The 20,556-nt window shown below is 46.4% G+C and carries 19 protein-coding genes and 8 tRNA genes; 26 read left to right on the top strand and 1 reads right to left on the bottom strand.

The features are described from left to right. Positions 1-75: 75 nt before the first annotated feature. The 16 genes from ACWNM1_RS22395 to ACWNM1_RS22320 all read left to right on the top strand — a co-directional run bounded on the left by ACWNM1_RS22395 (position 76) and on the right by ACWNM1_RS22320 (position 9,396). Positions 76-167, top strand: a tRNA-Ser gene (locus ACWNM1_RS22395). Between the two features lie 30 nt (positions 168-197). Beyond that, positions 198-274, top strand: a tRNA-Met gene (locus tag ACWNM1_RS22390). Positions 275-282: 8 nt separating this feature from the next. Next, positions 283-358: transfer RNA gene (locus ACWNM1_RS22385), tRNA-Val, on the top strand. Positions 359-391: 33 nt separating this feature from the next. After that, positions 392-467, top strand: a tRNA-Thr gene (locus ACWNM1_RS22380). A 13-nt stretch (positions 468-480) separates the two neighbouring features. Then, positions 481-558: transfer RNA gene (locus tag ACWNM1_RS22375), tRNA-Asp, on the top strand. A gap of 65 nt (positions 559-623) precedes the next feature. Next, positions 624-696, top strand: a tRNA-Phe gene (locus ACWNM1_RS22370). A 9-nt stretch (positions 697-705) separates the two neighbouring features. After that, a tRNA-Tyr gene (locus ACWNM1_RS22365) sits at positions 706-791 on the top strand. Positions 792-796: 5 nt separating this feature from the next. Next, positions 797-869, top strand: a tRNA-Lys gene (locus tag ACWNM1_RS22360). 139 nt (positions 870-1,008) lie between these two features. After that, entirely contained in the window at positions 1,009-2,112 is a 1,104-nt protein-coding gene (locus tag ACWNM1_RS22355) for a PucR family transcriptional regulator (RefSeq protein ID WP_339302258.1), read from the top strand. Between the two features lie 114 nt (positions 2,113-2,226). After that, on the top strand, positions 2,227-3,348 hold the full coding sequence (locus ACWNM1_RS22350; RefSeq protein ID WP_042123255.1) for an ABC transporter ATP-binding protein: 1,122 nt from the start codon (positions 2,227-2,229) through the stop codon (positions 3,346-3,348). A gap of 210 nt (positions 3,349-3,558) precedes the next feature. After that, positions 3,559-4,497, top strand: a complete 939-nt coding sequence (hprK, locus tag ACWNM1_RS22345) for an HPr(Ser) kinase/phosphatase (protein ID WP_421899692.1) — start codon at positions 3,559-3,561, stop codon at positions 4,495-4,497. A gap of 12 nt (positions 4,498-4,509) precedes the next feature. Beyond that, on the top strand, positions 4,510-5,541 hold the full coding sequence (gene lgt, locus ACWNM1_RS22340) for a prolipoprotein diacylglyceryl transferase (protein ID WP_042183990.1): 1,032 nt from the start codon (positions 4,510-4,512) through the stop codon (positions 5,539-5,541). 5 nt (positions 5,542-5,546) lie between these two features. After that, the gene (ppaX, locus tag ACWNM1_RS22335) at positions 5,547-6,203 is read left to right on the top strand and encodes a pyrophosphatase PpaX (protein ID WP_449602688.1); all 657 of its coding nucleotides are present in this window, start codon (positions 5,547-5,549) and stop codon (positions 6,201-6,203) included. Further along, a complete protein-coding gene (locus ACWNM1_RS22330; RefSeq protein ID WP_179281711.1) occupies positions 6,200-6,709 on the top strand; it encodes an acyltransferase in 510 nt (169 codons plus the stop codon). The genes ppaX and ACWNM1_RS22330 overlap by 4 nt, the downstream gene beginning before the upstream one ends. Positions 6,710-7,002: 293 nt before the next feature. Next, positions 7,003-8,199 carry an acyltransferase gene (locus ACWNM1_RS22325; protein WP_449602687.1) on the top strand — a complete coding sequence of 399 codons (1,197 nt, stop codon included), beginning with the start codon at positions 7,003-7,005 and terminating at the stop codon, positions 8,197-8,199. 42 nt (positions 8,200-8,241) lie between these two features. Beyond that, positions 8,242-9,396, top strand: coding sequence for an acyltransferase (locus ACWNM1_RS22320; RefSeq protein WP_449602686.1), 1,155 nt, complete (start codon positions 8,242-8,244; stop codon positions 9,394-9,396). Between the two features lie 72 nt (positions 9,397-9,468). Here ACWNM1_RS22320 and gntK read toward each other — a convergent pair whose 3' ends face one another. Continuing rightward, positions 9,469-10,998 (bottom strand): gluconokinase, encoded by a 1,530-nt coding sequence (gntK, locus tag ACWNM1_RS22315; protein ID WP_421899782.1) that lies wholly within the window; start codon positions 10,996-10,998, stop codon positions 9,469-9,471. A gap of 379 nt (positions 10,999-11,377) precedes the next feature. Between gntK and ACWNM1_RS22310 the strand changes: the two genes are divergently transcribed. From ACWNM1_RS22310 to ACWNM1_RS22265, 10 genes are all read left to right on the top strand, one after another. After that, positions 11,378-12,595 carry an ATP phosphoribosyltransferase regulatory subunit gene (locus tag ACWNM1_RS22310; RefSeq protein WP_449602685.1) on the top strand — a complete coding sequence of 406 codons (1,218 nt, stop codon included), beginning with the start codon at positions 11,378-11,380 and terminating at the stop codon, positions 12,593-12,595. 69 nt (positions 12,596-12,664) lie between these two features. After that, positions 12,665-13,303, top strand: coding sequence for an ATP phosphoribosyltransferase (gene hisG / locus ACWNM1_RS22305; RefSeq protein WP_042123270.1), 639 nt, complete (start codon positions 12,665-12,667; stop codon positions 13,301-13,303). Between the two features lie 36 nt (positions 13,304-13,339). Beyond that, complete coding sequence (hisD, locus tag ACWNM1_RS22300; RefSeq protein WP_076286830.1) at positions 13,340-14,650, top strand: histidinol dehydrogenase; 1,311 nt, start codon at positions 13,340-13,342, stop codon at positions 14,648-14,650. Next, positions 14,637-15,245 (top strand): imidazoleglycerol-phosphate dehydratase HisB, encoded by a 609-nt coding sequence (hisB, locus tag ACWNM1_RS22295; protein ID WP_036687073.1) that lies wholly within the window; start codon positions 14,637-14,639, stop codon positions 15,243-15,245. Before hisD ends, hisB begins: the two co-directional genes overlap by 14 nt. A 1-nt stretch (position 15,246) precedes the next feature. Next, positions 15,247-15,870, top strand: a complete 624-nt coding sequence (hisH, locus tag ACWNM1_RS22290; RefSeq protein ID WP_421899718.1) for an imidazole glycerol phosphate synthase subunit HisH — start codon at positions 15,247-15,249, stop codon at positions 15,868-15,870. Positions 15,871-15,912: 42 nt separating this feature from the next. After that, positions 15,913-16,650, top strand: coding sequence for a 1-(5-phosphoribosyl)-5-[(5-phosphoribosylamino)methylideneamino]imidazole-4-carboxamide isomerase (gene hisA / locus ACWNM1_RS22285; RefSeq protein WP_421899721.1), 738 nt, complete (start codon positions 15,913-15,915; stop codon positions 16,648-16,650). Positions 16,651-17,165: 515 nt separating this feature from the next. Next, positions 17,166-17,924, top strand: coding sequence for an imidazole glycerol phosphate synthase subunit HisF (gene hisF, locus ACWNM1_RS22280; RefSeq protein ID WP_042123282.1), 759 nt, complete (start codon positions 17,166-17,168; stop codon positions 17,922-17,924). Beyond that, complete coding sequence (gene hisIE, locus ACWNM1_RS22275; RefSeq protein ID WP_421899724.1) at positions 17,921-18,637, top strand: bifunctional phosphoribosyl-AMP cyclohydrolase/phosphoribosyl-ATP diphosphatase HisIE; 717 nt, start codon at positions 17,921-17,923, stop codon at positions 18,635-18,637. The genes hisF and hisIE overlap by 4 nt, the downstream gene beginning before the upstream one ends. Positions 18,638-18,652: 15 nt before the next feature. Next, positions 18,653-19,480, top strand: coding sequence for a histidinol-phosphatase HisJ (hisJ, locus tag ACWNM1_RS22270; RefSeq protein ID WP_421899727.1), 828 nt, complete (start codon positions 18,653-18,655; stop codon positions 19,478-19,480). Between the two features lie 23 nt (positions 19,481-19,503). Beyond that, on the top strand, positions 19,504-20,454 hold the full coding sequence (locus ACWNM1_RS22265; protein WP_042123288.1) for a ribose-phosphate diphosphokinase: 951 nt from the start codon (positions 19,504-19,506) through the stop codon (positions 20,452-20,454). The last annotated feature ends 102 nt before the right edge of the window (positions 20,455-20,556 follow it).

Genomic DNA, 20,556 nt, shown 5'->3' with positions numbered 1-20,556 from the left:
AACGCAAATTCAATTCGGATTCAGTTTTCAGGGAGTCAAATTCCTGTTTGGATTGCTGTGGTACTGATATCGTTTGGAGAGATACCCAAGTGGCTATAAGGGGACCCTCTGCTAAGGGGTTAGACTGCGTAAGCGGTGCGTGGGTTCGAATCCCACTCTCTCCGCCATTTTCAATCCATAGCATTTCTAATTATTGTGGCGGTGTAGCTCAGCTGGCTAGAGCGTACGGTTCATACCCGTGAGGTCGGGGGTTCGATCCCCTTCGCCGCTACCATAATACCTGGAGGCTTAGCTCAGCTGGGAGAGCATCTGCCTTACAAGCAGAGGGTCGGGGGTTCGATCCCCTCAGCCTCCACCATTATTACTTTTTTAGAATTACTTTTTACACCGTGCCGGTGTAGCTCAACTGGTAGAGCAACTGACTTGTAATCAGTAGGTTGGGGGTTCAAGTCCTCTCGCCGGCACCATTATTATCAATGCGGAACCGTGGTGTAGTTGGCCTAACATGCCTGCCTGTCACGCAGGAGATCGCGAGTTCGAATCTCGTCGGTTCCGCCATTTTTTTCCACAAGACTAGGGTGGGAAGTTAATGCTACCACTTTATTTTTATGTCAATTTAATATGGCTCGATAGCTCAGTCGGTAGAGCAGAGGACTGAAAATCCTCGTGTCGGCGGTTCGAATCCGTCTCGAGCCACTTTTCCCTGGGGGATTAGCGAAGTGGCCAAACGCATCAGACTGTAAATCTGCTCACGTACGTGTTCGGTGGTTCGAATCCATCATCCCCCACCATTTATGAGCCATTAGCTCAGTTGGTAGAGCACCTGACTTTTAATCAGGGTGTCGAAGGTTCGAGTCCTTCATGGCTCATCCCAAACAGAAAGTCATCACCTTATGGTGGTGGCTTTTTTTGTGTTTTTGGTTGTATTATAGTAGCGCGCTACTGTAGCGATTAACATAATATAAGAGAATATGCTAAAATAGGCGAAAAGAGCAAAAGTGGTGGAGCATGGTGACTATGGATAGTGAGACATTGCGGAAAAAATTAGAGCAGCTCACCGGAAAGAGAACCGGAATCAAGCAGTTAGGGAGGCAGCATTCAGCTTCTCTTTTTAGCATGGGATTAGAAGGACAGGATCAGCTGGTAATCCATGAGGGTCATCTCTGGGCACCTTTGTATGAGAGTGACGGACGTATAACCGCTGTCTGGGTAGAAATGGAGGGGCTCACCTCTCTGGAAGTACAACTGGTCAACTATGCAGTTCGAAATTTTGCTATTGCACTTAAAGCTACAGGGCTTAGAGAAGAAGGTGAAGTGGAGGCGCGGCAGCTTGGCGCTTGGTTGAACACGGAGCTAGAGCAAGAGAAGAATGACACTGAAATACCCGATGAGATCACCCTAAAGGGGCGTCTGTTCGGAGATATGATTCCATTCCTCCTAAGTAGTGAGATTGCCCATAGTCCACAGATCTCGTATCGTTCACTGATGAAATTACTGCGTAGCTATTTTGAGAACGAGATTCTGCTCATTCCCCTTCAAGAGAAGGAATGGCTAATTTTAGCTCGTAAAGAATTACTTACGGGCGGGGATGATAAGGATGATGAAGAAGAGAGTGTAGATGATCTTCTAGCACAGACTAGTATGGGGTTACATGAGCTGATAGCTAGTGAATGGGTAGGGGTATTCCATTTAGCAGTAGCTCCGGCTATAGTCCCTGTTAAGGGATTGACTGGATCTGTAGCTTTGCTCAGGGAGACGATTGTACTCGGTCGTATTTTTCAAGTAGGAGAGTATATTCATTTACCTTGGGAACTGCATTTGGAACGTCTGGTTAACAGCATTCCAGATGTACGCCGCAAACAGTTGCTTGGACAAATTGGTGACTATTCTTCTGTACTATCAGATAAAGAAATGCTGCTGACTTTGGAGACTTTTTTTGAGATGGACTGTAATGTAAGTGAAACCGCCAAGAAGTTGTATATCCATCGAAATACGCTGCTTTATCGTCTGGATAAGATAAAACAAGAGACTGGAGCAGATGTACGAAGCTTTGGGGATGCTGCTATTGTTAAGCTTACTATGCTTTTGTATAAAGTGACGAAAAGGAAATAGGTTTTTTGTGAACCTTACAAATAGCCATAGTGTCCCGACTGGGGTAATATAAATGTACAAGGAAACAGAATTTTTATATTAACTAATTAATAATTAACTCGAGGGGGAAATACAATGGCAGGCGTACGTTTAGAGCATATTTTCAAAAAATACCCGGGTTCAGATAAAGCAACAGTAATCGATATCAATCTTGATATTAAAGATAAGGAATTTCTAGTATTGGTTGGACCTTCCGGTTGCGGTAAATCCACAACTTTGCGTATGATCGCTGGTTTGGAAGAAATCTCCGAAGGTAAAATGTACATTGGCGATCGTGTAGTTAATGACGTTGCACCTAAAGACCGCGATATCGCGATGGTATTCCAATCCTACGCCCTGTATCCGCATATGAGCGTATATCAAAACATGGCTTTCGGTTTGAAACTTCGTAAAGTGAAGAAGGATGAAATCGACAAGAAAGTTCGCGAAGCTGCTAAAATTCTTGATATCGAGCATTTGCTAGATCGTAAACCAAAAGCGCTTTCCGGTGGTCAACGCCAACGTGTCGCTTTGGGACGCGCTATCGTACGTGATCCACAAGTCTTCTTGATGGATGAGCCTCTTTCCAACTTGGATGCTAAACTTCGTGGTCAAATGCGTGCTGAAATCACTAAACTGGTTAAGCGCCTTGAAACTACTTGTATCTACGTAACGCATGACCAAACAGAAGCTATGACAATGGGTGATCGCATCGTAGTTATGTATGATGGTATCATTCAACAAGCAGCTTCCCCTGAAGAGTTGTACAATGAACCTACAAACTTGTTCGTAGCTGGATTTATCGGATCCCCTACAATGAACTTTATCAATGGTACTTTGTCCGAAGTGAGCGGTTCTATCCGTTTCCGTGCTGAGAACCTTGATGTTGAAGTACCAGGCGGAAAAGCTCAAATCATCCGCAACAAAGGTTACATCGGTAAAGAAGTAATCATGGGCGTTCGTCCAGAAGATATCCATGAAGAGCCAGTATTCTTGGAAGCTTCCCCGAACACAATCTTCACTTCATTGGTTGATGTTACTGAAAACCTTGGTCATGAAATGCTCCTTTACTTGAGCGGCCTTGGTAAATCTACTGTAATCGCTCGTGTAGATGGACGTTCCACTACTCGCGAAGGCAGCAAGCCTAAATTGGCTATTGATATGAACAAAATTCACTTCTTTGATAAAGAATCCGAAGCTAACATTTTGTTGGGATAAGATTGTAAAGATCTTTTCTCTCTTGATAAAGCCACCCGAAAGGGTGGCTTTATTGTTTAGATGGACCCTGTTTGGTTAGGCGCTAAGATTGCATTCATAAGCGTTATCAATTAAGATAGCAGGAGAATTACCTCCGGAATGTAAAGAAATCGCTGCCAACCGGACGCAGTAAGCGGACAAATACCGCAGGTGACGAAAGGACGAAATTACATGGCTAAGAAAGTAAAAGTATCTGAATTGGTACAGCATTTTCAATTAGAGGTTATTTCCGGCCAGGAAGGTCTAAAGAGACCCATTACGGTCGATGACCTGAATCGCCCTGGACTAGAGATTGCTGGTTATTTTGAATATTATCCAGAAGAACGTGTTCAATTGCTAGGCAAAACAGAACTCGCTTTTTTCTCCATGCTGCCCGAAGCTGAGCGGAAAAGCCGACTTCGTGGAATTTGCAATGATAACACACCTTGTATTGTAATTACACGTGGTTTGGAAGTGCCTGAGGAGTTAATTGACATAAGTAATGAAAAGGCCCTTCCTGTGCTTCGCAGCTCGATGGCTACGACTATTTTCTCCAGCCGTTTGACGAGCTTCCTAGAAGGAAAATTAGCCCCTACAGCGACTATTCATGGCGTACTTTGTGATGTATATGGTGTAGGTATGCTAATTACGGGTAGTAGTGGGATTGGTAAAAGTGAAACAGCCCTTGAACTTGTAAAACGCGGTCATCGATTGATTGCTGATGATGCAGTGGAAATCCGTCAGACTTCAGATAACCAGCTGCATGGTACAGCCCCTGAGTTAATCCGTCATTTACTGGAGATCCGTGGAGTAGGTATCATTAATGTAATGACACTTTTTGGTGCGGGTGCCATTCGTAATCATAAACGGATTACACTTGTTGTTAGATTGGAAGCTTGGCAGCAAGACAAGCAGTATGACCGACTTGGACTTGATGAGGAAACGACACGGATCATTGACACAGATGTTCCACTTGTAACGATTCCCGTACGCCCAGGACGTAACCTTGCAGTTATTATAGAGGTTGCAGCGATGAACTATCGCCTGAAACAAATGGGCTTTAATGCAGCCCTGCAGTTCACGAATAAGCTAACTGCGACCATATCTGAAGATATGGATGATCTCGATTAGGAGTGTGAGAGAATGTTCCCATTAGCACTAAATCCTATTGTCTTCTCAATTGGATCACTGCAAGTACACTGGTACGGATTAATACTAGGTTTTGGTGCACTCGCGGGGTTATTTCTTGCGATCCGCGAGGGCAAAAGGTTTGGTATACCACAAGAATTCTTTATGGATATGCTGCTGCTAGGTGTGCCTTCGGCCATTATTGGGGCACGGATTTACTTTGTAGCGTTTAAATGGGAGGATTATAAGGATAATTTAATAGATGTCTTTAAGATCTGGAATGGTGGCATCGCCATTTACGGTGCGTTAATTGGTGCCATTATTTGCGGGATTATTTATTTCCGCTATAAAGGCTACCCCTTCTGGCGTATCGTTGATATTTGTGCACCTGGACTACTTGCGGGTCAAATGATTGGACGCTGGGGAAACTTTGTCAACCAAGAGGCATACGGCAGCGTGGTTGAAGAGTCGTTTTTACGGGATAAACTGCATTTACCTGACTTCATTGTGAACCAAATGTACATAGGGGATGCTTTTCATCATCCGACCTTCTTGTATGAATCTCTTTGGAGCTTACTGGGTATCGCACTACTAATGGTTCTTCGTCGTCAGAAGTTTGTGCGAGCCGGTGAGATCTTCATGTCTTACTTTATATGGTATTCCATCGGTCGTTTCTTCATTGAAGCCATACGTACAGACAGCTTGGCGTTTAATGGAAGTGCAGGCTTGGCATCCTTTATGAACGGATTGTGGAAACCGATGGAATGGTTAGGCTTTGAGCAAGGATACTTGGACCCAAGCTATGGAAATATACGTATTTCTCAGCTGCTTGCTCTACTGATCATCGTCGCAGCTGTACTGCTTATCATTATTCGTAGGGTCACCGGAGAGCCTAAAGCACATTATTCTGATCCTATCGTATGTACTAAACCGATCAAAGCAGATACCATAGTGCCTGAAAGCGCAGTAAATACACCGCAGAAAGCTCGTCACGGGGCTCAACCTGAGCAAGGACAGCCTGCGGATGGAGATAAGAAGGAGCAGTAAAGCTTATGATAGAATGCGTTCTTTTTGATCTAGATGGAACGATTGTCGATACGAATGAGCTAATTATTAGTTCGTTTATGTACGCGCTGAAGGACAATGGTCTAGCTCCACTCACTAGGGAAGAGATTATTCCGCATATGGGCACAACCCTTCAGCAACAGATGAGAGTCTTCTCTGGACTTGAGGATGTAAGTGGTGCGCTTGAGAAATCCTACCGTTCTTATAATTATGAACATCACGATGAGTTAGTACGTCCCTTTCCTCAAGTGAATGAAACAATGGAAGAGCTCTTACGTCGTGGAATTAAAATGGGGATTGTGACTACAAAAATTCGTCCAACAACGATTAAATCGCTTGAGATGTTTGATTTGCTAAAGTACATGGATACGATTGTGACGGTGAACGATGTTACTGAACCAAAGCCACATCCAGAGCCTGTTTTGACAGCAGTCAATAACCTTGGCGTTGATCCTCGTAAAACTCTTATGGTGGGTGACAGTACGGTTGATATTCAGTCAGCAAAAGCTGCTGGTGTATATGCGGCTGGAGTATCGTGGTCTTTAAAAGGCGAAGAGACTCTCCGCAAGTATGATCCCAACTATATCATCCATAACATGAAGGATATTATAGAAATTGTGGAGCGAGGAACGAGTGAATCGTGAGAAACGTAACCCGATATCCTGTAGAAGGTCATAACTCACTTTGGTACATTTACCGTACGGTCAGCCCGTGGAAGGGTGTCCGCAACTTTATTTTTATTCAGATTGCCCGTTATTGCCCGATTCTACCGCTAAAGAACTGGATCTATCGTCGGATTCTCGGGATGAAGGTAGGCAAGCATACCTCCTTCGGTTTGATGGCGATGGTGGATGTGTTTTTTCCGGAAAAAATCACGGTGGGTGAGAACTCTATTATCGGTTATAACACGACGATTCTGGCGCATGAGTATTTAATCAAGGAGTATCGCCTGGGAGAAGTAGTGATTGGTGAAAATGTATTGATTGGCGCGAATACAACGATTCTTCCCGGTGTAACCATCGGTGATTGGGCAGTTGTTGCCGCAGGATCAGTAGTACACAAGAACGTGGCGGCTGGCTCTTTTGTAGGAGGCAATCCACTGCGAGAGCTACGCCCAGCTTCATCAGAAGATTCTTCGGAACAAGTGTAAAAGATGCTTCGTAAACCCTGCAGTTTCATATTGCGTTTTTTTAGCGCAGGATCTGCAGGGTTTCTTGCGTCTTGGAGAAGCTTATTAAGAAAACTTTAAGATCTTCTTAAGTTTTTTATTCCGATGTAGGCGGTATAATTAACCTTAGTAATCACGTAAATCCCACGCTAGGCATTCAGCGTCAAATATCAGAATGTAAATTCAGCAAGTGCAGACTTCCTGGTATGTTCAGTTTCCACATTCCGCTTAGCGTCTCTATGAACAACCATCATAGTAGAGAAGAGGAATTTAATATGAATACTGTGAGACAGGAAAGGCTGCCCCAGCTGGATATTTTCAGAGCTCTAGCTATATTAGGAGTGCTGCATGTGCATGCCTCCTCTTTTGCTGCTGGAGAGCAGGCACTGCATTCACCTTATTATTACTGGCTGAACTGGATTAACATTTTCTTTAAATTCGGTACGCCCTCATTTATTTTCCTTAGCAGCTTCGTATTGTTTTATAATTATTATGGTCGTCCTGTGACACGCAGCTTGATCATTAATTTCTACCGTCGGCGATTAAAGTATATCTTACTGCCTTATTTGCTAGCTTCTATGGGCTATTATGCACTAACTCTTTATGTGAACGGACGATTGATGCAGAACTTTGGAGACAACTTGTTAAGTTTTTCTAGAGCGTTATTCTCGGGTTCCGCATATGCGCATTTGTATTTTGTCTTTATTAGCATTCAGTTTTATTTGCTTTTTCCAGTGCTGCTTAAGCTACTGCAGAGTTCCCGCTTCTTAATGAAATGGGCGATACCGGTGGGTTTGGCGCTCCAGTGGGGTTTTATTTTTTGGAATAAGTACGAACTGCACATTGTTGAAAAAGGGAGCTTGGCAATCTCCTACCTGGCCTATTATATGATGGGTGCTTATCTCGCCATTCACTTTGAGAAGGTGAAGCTGTGGCTGATAAAGCCATGGAGTGAGCTGGGTGCCAAGCAAAAGAGATGGACTGCCTTATTAGGGAGCTTGTGGTTAATTGCAGCCTTTATCCATGTGCAGCTATGGTATGTAGCCCGCCATTTTGGGGTGTGGACGGATTCGCTGTGGTACGAGCTGTTATGGAATGTTCATACGATGTTATCGGCATTGGTTCTGTTGTACGCTACATTTTTGCTTTATCGAAAGGCCCCTCGTGTCATCGTTGCTTTCTTGACTCGTTTAGGTGAGTTGTCATTTGCCATTTATTTGATTCATCCGCTATTGCTGGCGATATATCGCAGGTTCCGTTATCATATTCCCTTGGAATCGCTAACTTATGTTTTCTTCATCTATGGAGGACTTGTAGTTGCACTGGGAGGAAGCTGGTTCATGGTGCAGTTTGCTTTTCGCCGAATTCCTAAGTCATGGATCTTCTTGGGAAGTATTCCTCGGTCTCTAGAGTCTAGTTCCAAGGTAAAGTCAGGACATGCCTCGGAGGAGATGAGGAAGGTTAATACTTGATGTGGCATCATTTTGATGCGGAGCTTAACAGGAGGAAAGATTATGAGACAAAAAGAAAGAATTCCGCAGCTGGATATTTTTCGAGCGATTGCTATTTTTGCAGTGCTAGCTATTCATGCTACTTCGCGAACGTTGGCGGAGACACTAGGTACAAACATGTTTCATCCGTTCTTATTTATTAATAAATTCAGCCAGTTCGCTGTACCTTCATTCATATTTTTGAGTGGGTTCGTGCTGTTCTATAACTATATTGATCGTCCTCTGGGCGGAAAGACGCTGGGAAAGTTCTACAGTAGAAGGCTGCTTTATATTATCGTGCCTTATGTACTATTTTCACTGTTGTATTTTGCATTAAAAATGACGGCGGGACATACATGGAGTTTACCTCCAGGGGAGATGGCTTCTAAGCTTTGGAAGTATTTGTGGACAGGAACAGCATACACGCATTTGTATTATATTATTATCATTATTCAGTTCTACGTATTGTTTCCGCTCATTCTGTGGTGTCTGCAAAAGGTTCGTCATCTGGCGGCTTGGGCACCGCTAATCGGATTGGTTCTACAATGGGGTTTTGTGCTGCTGAATAAATACATGACTAATAACGGGTATTGGCAGTTGTCCAAGGGCAGTCTGGCAATCACTTATTTCTCTTATTTCTTGCTGGGTGCTGGGATTGCAGTATACTATCCTTCTTTGAAAAAGTGGCTGGTTCCTTCACGTGAAGGCTGGCGCGCCGGTAAAGGTCCGGTATGGATTACGTTATGGTTGTTGTGGATCGTAGCAGGGGTTGTTCATGTTGAGCTATGGTTTAACAACTATACGAAGAAAACAGTCATCAATAGTTTATGGTATGAGGGATTCTCTAACCTTCATGCGCTACTCTCTTGTGTGGTGTTGCTACAAGTCTCCTTCTTATTGTACGGAGCGGGCCGAAGCTTGATTACAAGACTGTTGTTATCTGCTGGAGCTTGCTCTTTCGGAATCTATTTACTACATCCATTACTGCTATTTTTCTATAGAAAATTACCGTTTCACGGGGGTTCTCTTGCATATACCGCAGCGATTGCTGGGGGTTGGCTCTTTGCGCTGTTAGGTTCATGGGTGGTAGTAGCCTTTGCCTTCCGATATGTTAAACCGGCTTGGATCATCTTCGGATCGGGTCCTCAGAAAGCAAAAACAGGATCCAAAAGTGCATAGTCTATTATAAGAAAAAATAAAAGCGTCGGTTTTCCTACATATGTGGGTAGACCGACGCTTTTTATTTTTGCCTTATTCTCCAGCTTGTTCTCGCTGAAATTCTGCAATGGCTTGATACTGGCTTTCGAGACTACGGTAGACAGAAATATAGATCGGCAGCAGCTGCTTGTATATTTTGGTATGTTCATCCATTGGATCATGCTTATAGGTTGAACCAATCATGTCAAACACCACATCAAAGGAATCTACACGACCCGTAGCATAAAGGCCAAGTACAACCGCACCGAGGCAGGAGCTCTCGATACTCTCCGGAATGACAACCTCCTGATCAAAAATATCAGCCATCATCTGCCGCCACACTGAGGAGCGGGCGAAGCCGCCTGTGGCAAGGATTCTGCTTGGGCGTCCGATTTGCTCTTCCATAGCAAGAAGCACCGTATACATATTGAAGATTACGCCCTCTAGTACTGACCGAATCATATGTTCTTTATGGTGATTCATAGAAAGGCCAAAGAAGGAGCCGCGGGCATCCGGATTCCACAACGGCGCTCGTTCCCCGGTCAAGTAAGGATGGAATAAAAGTCCCCCGCTTCCCGCAGGAACCTGCTCTGCAATGCGAGTCAGAACCTCGTAAGGATCAATGCCTAGTCGTTTGGCGGTTTCAACTTCAGAGGCCGCGAACTCGTCTCGTACCCAGCGGAACAGCATGCCACCATTATTGACAGGTCCTCCGATTACCCAATGTTTTGGGGTTAAGTTATAACAGAAGGTCCGTCCTTTGGGATCGGTGAGCGGGTGATCCACTACGGTACGAATTGCTCCGCTAGTTCCAATCGTAGCGGCTACTACACCGGGTTCAATTGCACCTACGCCGAGATTGGACAGGACGCCGTCACTGGCGCCAATAACAAATGGGGTTGTAGGGAGCAGCAGAAGTTCCTCAGCTAGACCAGGGAGCAGCCCTTGCATGATGTGCGTGGTGGGAACAAGCCGCGAGAGTTGATCCGCTGTAATATGAGCAATCTCCAAAGCTTCTTTATCCCATTCTAGATTCTCCAGATTGAGTATGCCTGTGGAAGAGGCAATGGAATGATCGATGACGTATTCGCCAAACAATCTTGCGAATATGTATTCTTTAATGGAAATAAATTTATAGGTTCTCTGGAACACGTCAGGCTGCACTTCGCGAAGCCACATTAGCTTGGTGATTGGAGACATTGGGTGTATAGGTGTGCCTGTGCGTAGATACAATTCATGGCCGTTTAGCTCATCCTTCAAACGAAGTGCGCATCCGGCACTACGATTATCAGCCCATGTGATGCAGGCAGTTAGGGCCTTACCCAGTTTATCAACTGCAATGACACTGTGCATGGCTGAACTGAAGGAGACGAATAGAATATCATCCGCAGATACACCGCTTTGCCGCATAACTTCAGAGATAGTATGGAAGACTGCACTCAGGATTTGCTCTGGGTCTTGCTCCGCTATTGAGGGTGAGGGCTGATGTAAGGGATATCCTACATTAGCTTGTGCAGCTATGGCTCCTTTTTCCTCGAAGAGAACTGCTTTGGTACTTGTAGTTCCAATATCAACGCCAATCATATAGGATTTAGTCACGCATTAGCCCTTCTTTCAAGTTGTAAGTAGATTTTTAGAACACTAATTACAGAATTATGAAGTACAATCATATTAGCTCATTATAGTATTGGATAAACGTGGAGGCAAAATAAAGGGATTCCCAAGTATTGGTTCGAAGTACATAAGTATTTGATTTAGATTTTCTTTGTGAACAATTCAACCTAGGTGGACAAGCTTTAAGCATACAAGCATTAGAATGGAAGTCGTAGCTTTACCCCGTTAGATTGACGAAAAAGCATTGACCATGATACGATATTGAAAATACTTTAATTTGCTACCACTTTACCATGGTAAAGTAAATATAAACAGTATCTAATGATAACTGACGAGGTGAACAATGAAGATGTCCAAACCAAAGGGATTTGAGAAGCCGTCTGGCGTTCGGGACTATCTGCCCCGGGCCGTAACGAAATTACGCAAAATTGAGAATGATGTACTGCATTGCATGAGTCGCTGGGGTTATCAGCAAATGATGACTCCGACGCTAGAATATTACGATACAGTTGGCGTGGCTAGCTCTACGTCCGACCAAAAGCTTTATAAATTGCTCAACAATCGTGGTCAGGCGCTAGTGCTTCGTTCTGAAATGACAGCTCCGGTTGCCCGTGTTGTCGCATCTTTATTGAAGGATGAACCGTTGCCTTTGCGTCTCTCTTATCATGCTAATGTCTTCCGTGCTATTGAAGAAGAAGCAGGTCGGGAAGCGGAGTTCTTCCAGACAGGGGTCGAGCTGGTAGGTGACGATTCACCTGAGGCCGATGCTGAAGTAGTGGCGCTCGCAATTTCATCTTTACAGGCTGCGGGTGTGAAGTCTTTTAAAATCGCTATGGGGCATGTAGGCTTTCTGAATGGATTATTTCAAGAGGCACTTCCACAATTGCCGGAGGCTCAGGAGGAGCTCAAAAGCCATTTGTTGGCCCGTGACTACGTCTCTTTTCGGGAGACCTTGCGCCGGCTGGATCTGACGGAAGCTCAGAAGAATGAACTGGATGGACTGTTACGTCTGCGTGGAGGCAAGGAGATTTGTGGACAGGCGCTGGAGCTTAGCGATCATCCGCTTGCCCGTCATTCGATAGATCATTTATGCAAGGTGTGGGAGGTACTGGTCTCTTACGGCGTATCACAGCATGTGCTGATCGATCTGACGATGATCGGGGACTTCTCTTATTATACAGGGATGACTTTCGAAGGCTATGCAGCGGAATTAGGGTTTCCGGTATGCAGTGGAGGCAGATATGATAATCTCCTTCAGCAGTTTGGACGTCCGATCCCTTCTACAGGTTTTTCTCTAAAAACGAATCGTATTCTCGATGGTGTGACTGGATCGGGCGAAGAGGAAGAGCTGCCTATCTTGATCCAATATGATGCTACTCGCAGAAAAGAAGGCCTGGAAGAGGCAACACGCTTACGGTCGGAAGGGCACGCAGTAGTGACTAGACTGGCAGCAGGTCCAGAAGAGCTTGAAACGGTGAAGCGTCTAGATACGGATACGATCGAAGCAGATGGTATGCGGTACGGCGAAATTTATACCTTTGTATCTTTTGTAAGTGAACATGGCTGAGATATCGCTAGCAAGAATGAGCGGTTAAGATAAATTTTGTATGGAAATGGAAAAGGAGGCAACTTAACGATGGCACAGATTTTGAAGGTCGCTATGCCAAAAGGTCGGATTTATGAAAAGGCTGCTGAGCTGTTCCGCCAGGCAGGTCTCCCGATTCCACCGGATGGTGAGGCATCCCGCAAGCTTGTTATTCCGCTGCCTGAGGCAGGCATGGAGTTTATATTAGCTAAACCAGTAGATGTACCTACATATGTAGAATATGGTGTGGCCGACATTGGAATCGTAGGTAAGGACGTATTACTGGAGGAAGATCGTGATGTGTATGAGCTACTTGATCTTGGCATCGCTCGATGCCGGATGTCGATCATTGGATTACCGAACTGGCAGCCGGGGATTCAGCAGCGTGTAGCGACGAAATATCCAAATGTGGCTTCAAAATATTTCCGGGAGCAGGGACAGCAGGTTGAAGTCGTGAAGCTGAATGGTTCAATTGAGCTTGCGCCGCTGATTGGTCTCGCTGATCGTATCGTGGATATGGTAGAGACGGGCCAGACGCTGCGGGATAACGGATTAATTGAAATGAAGAGCATATTTGAAATTACGAGCCGTCTTGTGGCCAATCGTGTGAGCTATCGGATGAAAAATGAAGAGATACAGCAACTGTGTGACCGACTACAGGCGGTTATAGGGGAACCAAATTTGCGGTAGGTGACAGATGTTAAGGGGTAAAGGGAGGAACCGGCGATGAAGGTTGTATCGAGCAAGGATTTTAAGCTAGAGCGAGAAGTCGAGTATGGAACGCCAGAGCAAAATCAGGCGGTAAAGGAAATTGTATTCGCGATTAAAAAAGAAGGAGACACGGCACTTCTTCGCTACACGGAGCAATTTGATCGGGTCACGCTCACGCCAAATCAGCTGCGGGTAACGCCGGAAGAGCTTCAGGCGGCGTATGGCCGAGTAGAAGAATCTTTCGTATCCGCTATTCAAGCGGCTGCAGCAAATATCCGGGCTTTTCATGCTAGACAGAAACGGAATTCGTGGATGGATTTGCAGCCCGATGGCACGATTCTGGGACAGATTATTCGTCCGCTGAAGCGGGTAGGGGTATATGTTCCTGGTGGTAAGGCAGCTTATCCTTCCTCGGTGCTGATGAACGTGATCCCTGCACAGATCGCAGGCGTGCCGGAGATCGTTATGGTAACCCCGCCATCCACCGGTGGCAAAGAAGGGATTGATCCTTACATCCTGGTTGCTGCTGCAGAAGCAGGTGTGAATGAAATCTACCGTGTGGGCGGAGCGCAGGCGGTAGCTGCTTTGGCTTTTGGGACGGAGAGCATAGCGCCGGTAGATAAGATATGTGGGCCCGGCAATATATACGTTGCGCTAGCGAAACGCGAGGTATATGGCGCCGTGGATATCGACAGTATAGCGGGACCAAGCGAAATTGTCGTGCTCGCAGATGAGACCGCTGAGCCGGCCTATGTCGCAGCGGATCTGCTCTCGCAGGCCGAGCATGACGAGATGGCTTCAGCGATTCTGGTCACGCCATCGCAAAGCCTGGCGGATAGCGTGGCTGCCGAAGTGGAGCGTCAGCTGCAGGAGCTGCCGCGACAGGCGATCGCCCGTTCATCCGTAGAAAATTACGGGGCGATCATTGTTGTGGAATCTATGGAGGAGGGAATCTCCGTAGTGAATCGTTTGGCACCAGAGCATCTAGAGATCGTTGTCGAGGATCCAATGGGCCTTGTGGGCAGCATCGAGAATGCTGGGGCGATCTTCCTGGGAGCGTATAGCTCGGAGCCTGTGGGCGACTATTTTGCCGGACCGAATCATATTATCCCGACCAATGGTACGGCACGATTCTCGTCGCCAGTGGATGTGGATGATTTTATAAAGAAATCAAGTCTGATCTATTACAGTAAAGAAGCCCTCCTGCGGGATGGGAAGACCATTATAGAACTGGCGCGTCGCGAAGGGTTAGAAGGCCACGCACGAGCCATTGAGATTCGACTCAAGAACGAAGGAAAAGGTGGAGACGGATATGGAGAACAATAATGAACAGGCCTTGCGCCAAGCAGGATTAAGCCGTAAAACAAACGAGACGGATATCAAGCTATCTCTTAACGTAGATGGAAGTGGAGTTTCCGAGCTGGAGACGGATGTTCCTTTTCTGAATCATATGCTGGACCTATTTACGAAGCACGGCCAGTTTGACCTGTCAGTACAGGCGCGAGGAGATATCGAAATTGATGATCACCACACGGTTGAAGACATCGGGATCTGCCTAGGTCAAGCGCTGCACGAAGCACTTGGTGATAAAAAGGGAATCAAACGTTATGCGAGTGTTTTTGTACCAATGGATGAGGCGTTGGCGCAGGTTGTGATCGATATCAGCAATCGCCCACACTTTGAATATCGCGCAACGTATCCTTCACAGCAGGTGGGCAGCTTTTCGACGGAGCTTGTTCAGGAATTCTTATGGAAGTTCGCGCTGGAAGCTCGGATTACGCTGCATGTGATCGTACACTACGGTTCTAACACACATCACATGATTGAGGCTGTATTCAAGGCGCTCGGACGGGCGCTCGATGAAGCGACACTGATTGATCCACGTGTGAAGGGTGTGCCTTCTACGAAGGGAGTGCTGTAGCATGACTGTTGCAATCGTCGATTATGGCATGGGCAACCTGCACAGTGTGAGCAAGGCGGTAGAACGTCTCGGTTATGAGTGTATAGTGACGGGGGAAGCCGAGCAAATTCTTGCTGCTGATAGTGTCATTCTGCCTGGTGTCGGTGCATTTGGCGATGCGATGGAGCAGCTGCGGGAAAGTGGTTTGGATCGTGTGGTCATACAGGTAGCTGCCGAAACCCAGCCGCTGCTAGGAATCTGTCTTGGTATGCAACTACTGTTTAGCAGCAGTGAAGAGCATGGCAGCCATGAGGGACTTGATATTCTCTCAGGCTCGGTGGTGCGTTTCGCTCCTAGAGATGGCTATAAGGTGCCGCATATGGGTTGGAACAAGCTGAGCTTTAGGCAGCCACAAAGTCCGCTTTTTGCAGATCTTGATGAGGGTCATGTGTACTTTGTGCACTCTTATCATGCGCTTGTTGCGAATGAGAGTGATCTGCTGGCTGTCACCGATTATGGTTACCCAGTCACAGCCATTGTGGGGCAAGATAATGTGTTCGGCATGCAGTTCCATCCTGAAAAAAGTGGGGAGCTGGGAATCAAGCTGCTGGGCAATTTTTTGAAATTAAAGGGAGAGCGGGCGTAAGCTGCGCTATAAATATAATGTAACGAAAGTGGGGAGCGCCAAATGTCTTCTTTTATTGTATATCCGGCGATTGATATCCGGGATGGAAAATGTGTCAGGCTGCAACAAGGGGACTACAGTCAGGAAACGATATACAATGATAGCCCACTAGAGGTGGCAAAATCATGGGAAGAGCAAGGCGGAAAGTTCATTCATTTGGTGGACTTAGATGGCGCGAAAGCAGGTCATCCTGTGAATGATGCGATTATCGGCGCTATTGCTGCTAATGCTAATGTGCCTGTTCAGGTGGGCGGTGGCCTTCGTAATCTTGCGGACGTGGAAAAATTGCTTGGGCTTGGCGTTAGTCGGGTTATTATCGGAACTGCTGCGATTAACGATCATGCTTTTACCGAAGCGGTATTGGCTAAATACGGTGATAAAGTAGCTATCGGTATTGATGCGCGCAACGGTTATGTTGCGACACATGGCTGGTTGAACACCTCTGAAGTACGTGCTGAGGATCTGGCTAAGGAATTGGCTGCAAAAGGAGCTGAGACGTTCATTTACACCGACATCTCCCGCGACGGGATGATGCAGGGTCCGAACGTGGAGGGGATTGTGTCCATGGCGAAGGTCAGCGGTAAAACGGTGATCGCCTCCGGCGGAGTCACCAGTCTTGATGATCTGTTACGTCTAAGCGTGCATAGCGGCAGCGGTGTGGGCGGAGCTATTGTTGGCAAGGCGTTGTACACGGGCAATATTGATCTTTCCAAAGCTTTGCAGGCGCTCGGGCAGAAGTAGTGCTGAGTATGTGCGTTAGTTGACGAACCTGACTAATTAACTCATTCTCACTCTGTGAAAAGTCTCATTTGTGGTTTTGGTTGTATTTTGTGCAATAGAAAGCTGCTTAAAGAGAGTGAATGCTTATCTGACAGCTGGATGATATAAGTGTACTCCATACAACTATTGTTCCAATTAAGAGCGTGTTTGCTAATTTAATTGTATTTCGTGCAGCTATATATGAGAGTTGAGCTTATATCTAAGTTCATTCCCAGATTTAATTGTACAAAATGCAGTTAAACACCTGGTTTGCTGGACGGACGGTGAAATAACTGCACAATGTGCAACTAATTATGCTTATACTTCATGAGCGCGAGCCCACAGGCCGCCTATATGAATGTGATCTTGCAGGTGTCGCAAGTCCGTCGTCCTGCTAGGAGCAAAAATCGTGGGAACATAGTGATTATAGAGTGAGTGGAGCGGGATTTAGGGGGATCAAAATGTTTTAGGGAAACACATGGAAAGGGGGATTAATAATGTTAGCAAAACGTATCATCCCCTGTCTTGACGTTAAGGACGGACGGGTAGTCAAAGGCGTTAACTTTGTGAATCTGCGTGATGCCGGAGATCCGGTAGAGCTGGCGGCGCTGTATGACCGTGAGGGTGCAGATGAGCTTGTGTTTCTCGATATATCGGCTTCCGTAGAAGGCCGGGCGACCATGATTGAGGTTGTGCGGCAGACCGCAGGTGAAATCGCCATTCCTTTCACAGTGGGTGGAGGGATCTCTACACCTGATGATATGAAGCGGATTCTTCGTGCAGGTGCAGACAAAATCGGCATTAATACGGCTGCTATCACCAATCCACAGTTAATTCTGGAAGGTGCACGTCGTTTTGGTTCTCAATGTATTGTGGTAGCAATAGATGCTAAATATAACGAGGCATTTGGTGAATGGGAAGTGTATACACATGGTGGGCGCAAGCCCACTGGCATCCGTGCTCTGACCTGGGCCAAGGAAGCTGAAAAGCTGGGTGCAGGCGAGATTTTGCTCACAAGTATGGATGCAGATGGGACGAAAGATGGCTTCGATCTGAAGCTGACATCAGCAGTAAGCGATTTACTTAGTATTCCTGTGATTGCTTCTGGCGGCGCTGGGAAGAAGGAGCATTTTTACGATGTATTTACGGAAGGGAAGGCCGATGCGGGACTGGCGGCGACCATTTTTCACTATAAAGAGATTGCCATTAACGACTTAAAGGCTGACTTGAAGCAAAAAGGGGTAGAGATCCGATGAGTGAAACAGAAAAGAATACATCCATTAGCCAAAAAGAAGCGCTGGCCGGCATTCGATGGAATGAAGCGGGGTTGGTGCCTACCGTTGTGCAGGATGCTAACACACTAGAAGTTTTGATGGTTGCTTATATGAATTCGGAATCGTTGCAGCTCTCGTTGGAAAGTGGCCAGACCTGGTTCTGGAGCCGCTCACGCAGCGAGCTTTGGCATAAAGGTGGAACCTCAGGCAATACACAAGCGATTACTTCCATATCCTATGATTGTGATAGTGATACGCTGCTCGTGAAGGTTGCCCCTGAAGGACCAGCTTGCCATACTGGAGCTACATCATGCTTTTTCCGTGACATTCCTTTGAATAACCAAGCCGAGGAATCACAGAAATCGGTAGCTACTAGCCTTACGGATGGTGAGCGTTTTGCTGTTCTTGGTGAGCTGGAGCGCGTGATTGCTGAGCGGCAAGTAGAGCGTCCGGAAGGCGCGTATACAACTTATTTGTTCGATAAAGGTGTCGATAAGATCCTTAAGAAGGTAGGCGAAGAAGCCTCTGAAACGATTATTGCCGCTAAAAATAAAGATAATGCCGAGCTGCGTCTTGAAGTTAGTGATCTGATCTACCACTTACTAGTACTGCTACAGGAGCGCAAGCTTCCGCTGGATGAAATCATGGAAGAGCTCAGTACCCGCCACGAGCGCCCACGCCGGGACCAGTACTAGGGAGGGAACTGACGGATGCATATCGATTACCACACACATCATGAGCGCTGCGGTCATGCCGTGGGCAAGCTTGAGGAGTATGTGCAGCGTGGGATACAGCTTGGTCTTCAGCAGCTAGGGTTATCCGACCACTTGCCGCTCATCCATGTTGATCCCGCTAGCTATTACCCTGAAATGGCCATGCCAATGGCTGAACTGCCTCGTTATGTGGAGGAGTGCCTGACACTGAAGGAACGATACCGCGGAGTCATAGACCTGCGGGTAGGGCTGGAAGCGGATTATATTGAAGGTTACGAGGATCAAATTCGTGAGATTTTATCTCCTTACCCATGGGATTATCTGATAGGCTCTGTGCATTTTCTCGGGGAGTGGGATATCACGGATTATCGACAGGTTGATGGCTGGGAAGGCAAGGATGAACTAGAGGTATATCGCCTTTATTATGATGCTGTAAAGAAGTCGGCGTTATCAGGATTATATGATATTATAGGACATATGGATGTTATTAAACGGTTCGGCTATGGTCCTCAGACACCAGAAGGTAAAGCAGAGGTGAGAACGCTGGAGCTGGAAACCTTAAAGGTTATAGCGGATAGCGGAATCGCCATGGAGCTGAATGCTTCAGGACTTACCAAGCCATGTGCTGAGATGTTCCCGGCGGAACATCTGCTACAGGAGGCTTTTAAGCTCGGTATACCGCTTACGCTCGGCTCGGATGCACATGACCCTGCCAAGCTTGGTGACGGCTTGCAAGAGGCACGTAGCATGCTTTGGCACACAGGCTTCCGTGAGCTGGCTGTATTTGAGGGACGCCGTCGTACCACTGTTCCGTTCAAACTATAATTTATAATCCGCAGGAGGGTATTATGCATCATCAACAATTACGTATTTTTTCCGGTTCGTCGAATCCAAAGCTGGCGGCAGATATTGCAGAGCGACTTGGTGTTGAATTGGGGCAGATTAAGCTGACCCGTTTCATGAGCGGCGAGATTTACGTGCATTACGAAGAGAGCATCCGGAACTGCGACGTATTTTTGGTGCAATCCCTATCCCATCCCATTAATGAGATGTTCGTGGAACTGCTCGTGATGATAGATGCTGCTAAACGGGCATCAGCACGTACAGTTAACATTATTGTGCCGTATTATGGATACGCTCGACAGGAACGTAAGTCTGCACCTCGTGAACCGATCTCGGCTAAGATGGTAGCTGATGTACTTACGACCGCGGGCGCAACCCGTGTAATCACTATCGATTTGCATGCAGCGGCAATTCAAGGCTTTTTCAACATTCCGGTCGATCATTTGACTGCTCTCGATTTGATCAGCAGCCATTTGAAAGCCAAGGCAATGTCTGATTTGGTCATTGTTTCTCCGGATGCCGGACGTGCATCTATGGCTGAGAAGCTGGCGAATAAGCTGGATTCACCTTTTGCCATTATGATCAAGAAGCGTCCAGCCCATAATGAATCTGTAATCACTCATGTCATTGGTGATGTCGAGGGACGTACACCGATTATTATCGAGGACCTGATTGATACAGGGACTACCATCGTGAATGTGGTTGAGGGTCTGAAAGAGAGAGGTGCGAAGGACAGTATCGTCTGTGCAACGCATGGATTGTTCTCAGGACCTGCGCTGCAGCGGCTTGACCATCCCTCTGTTCAGGAAGTGGTCATTACGGACTCTATTGCGCTGCCAGATGATCATTCAAGTCGGTTTACGGTCTTATCGGTGGCACCGATGCTTGCACAAGCTACACGTATTATTCTTGAGGGCGGTTCAATCGATAAGCTTTTCAGAGACGCGGGAATTTAATTCCCCGTCTTTTTTTAAATATAAGAAAGTATAAGTTTCAAACCATACTTTATGTCTTATATTTCTCGCATATACGCTTACCGTCCTTATAAGGACGCTGAA

The sequence above is a fragment of the Paenibacillus sp. Marseille-Q9583 genome (assembly GCF_976954365.1).
This window is presented reverse-complemented; position numbering and strand designations above follow the sequence as displayed.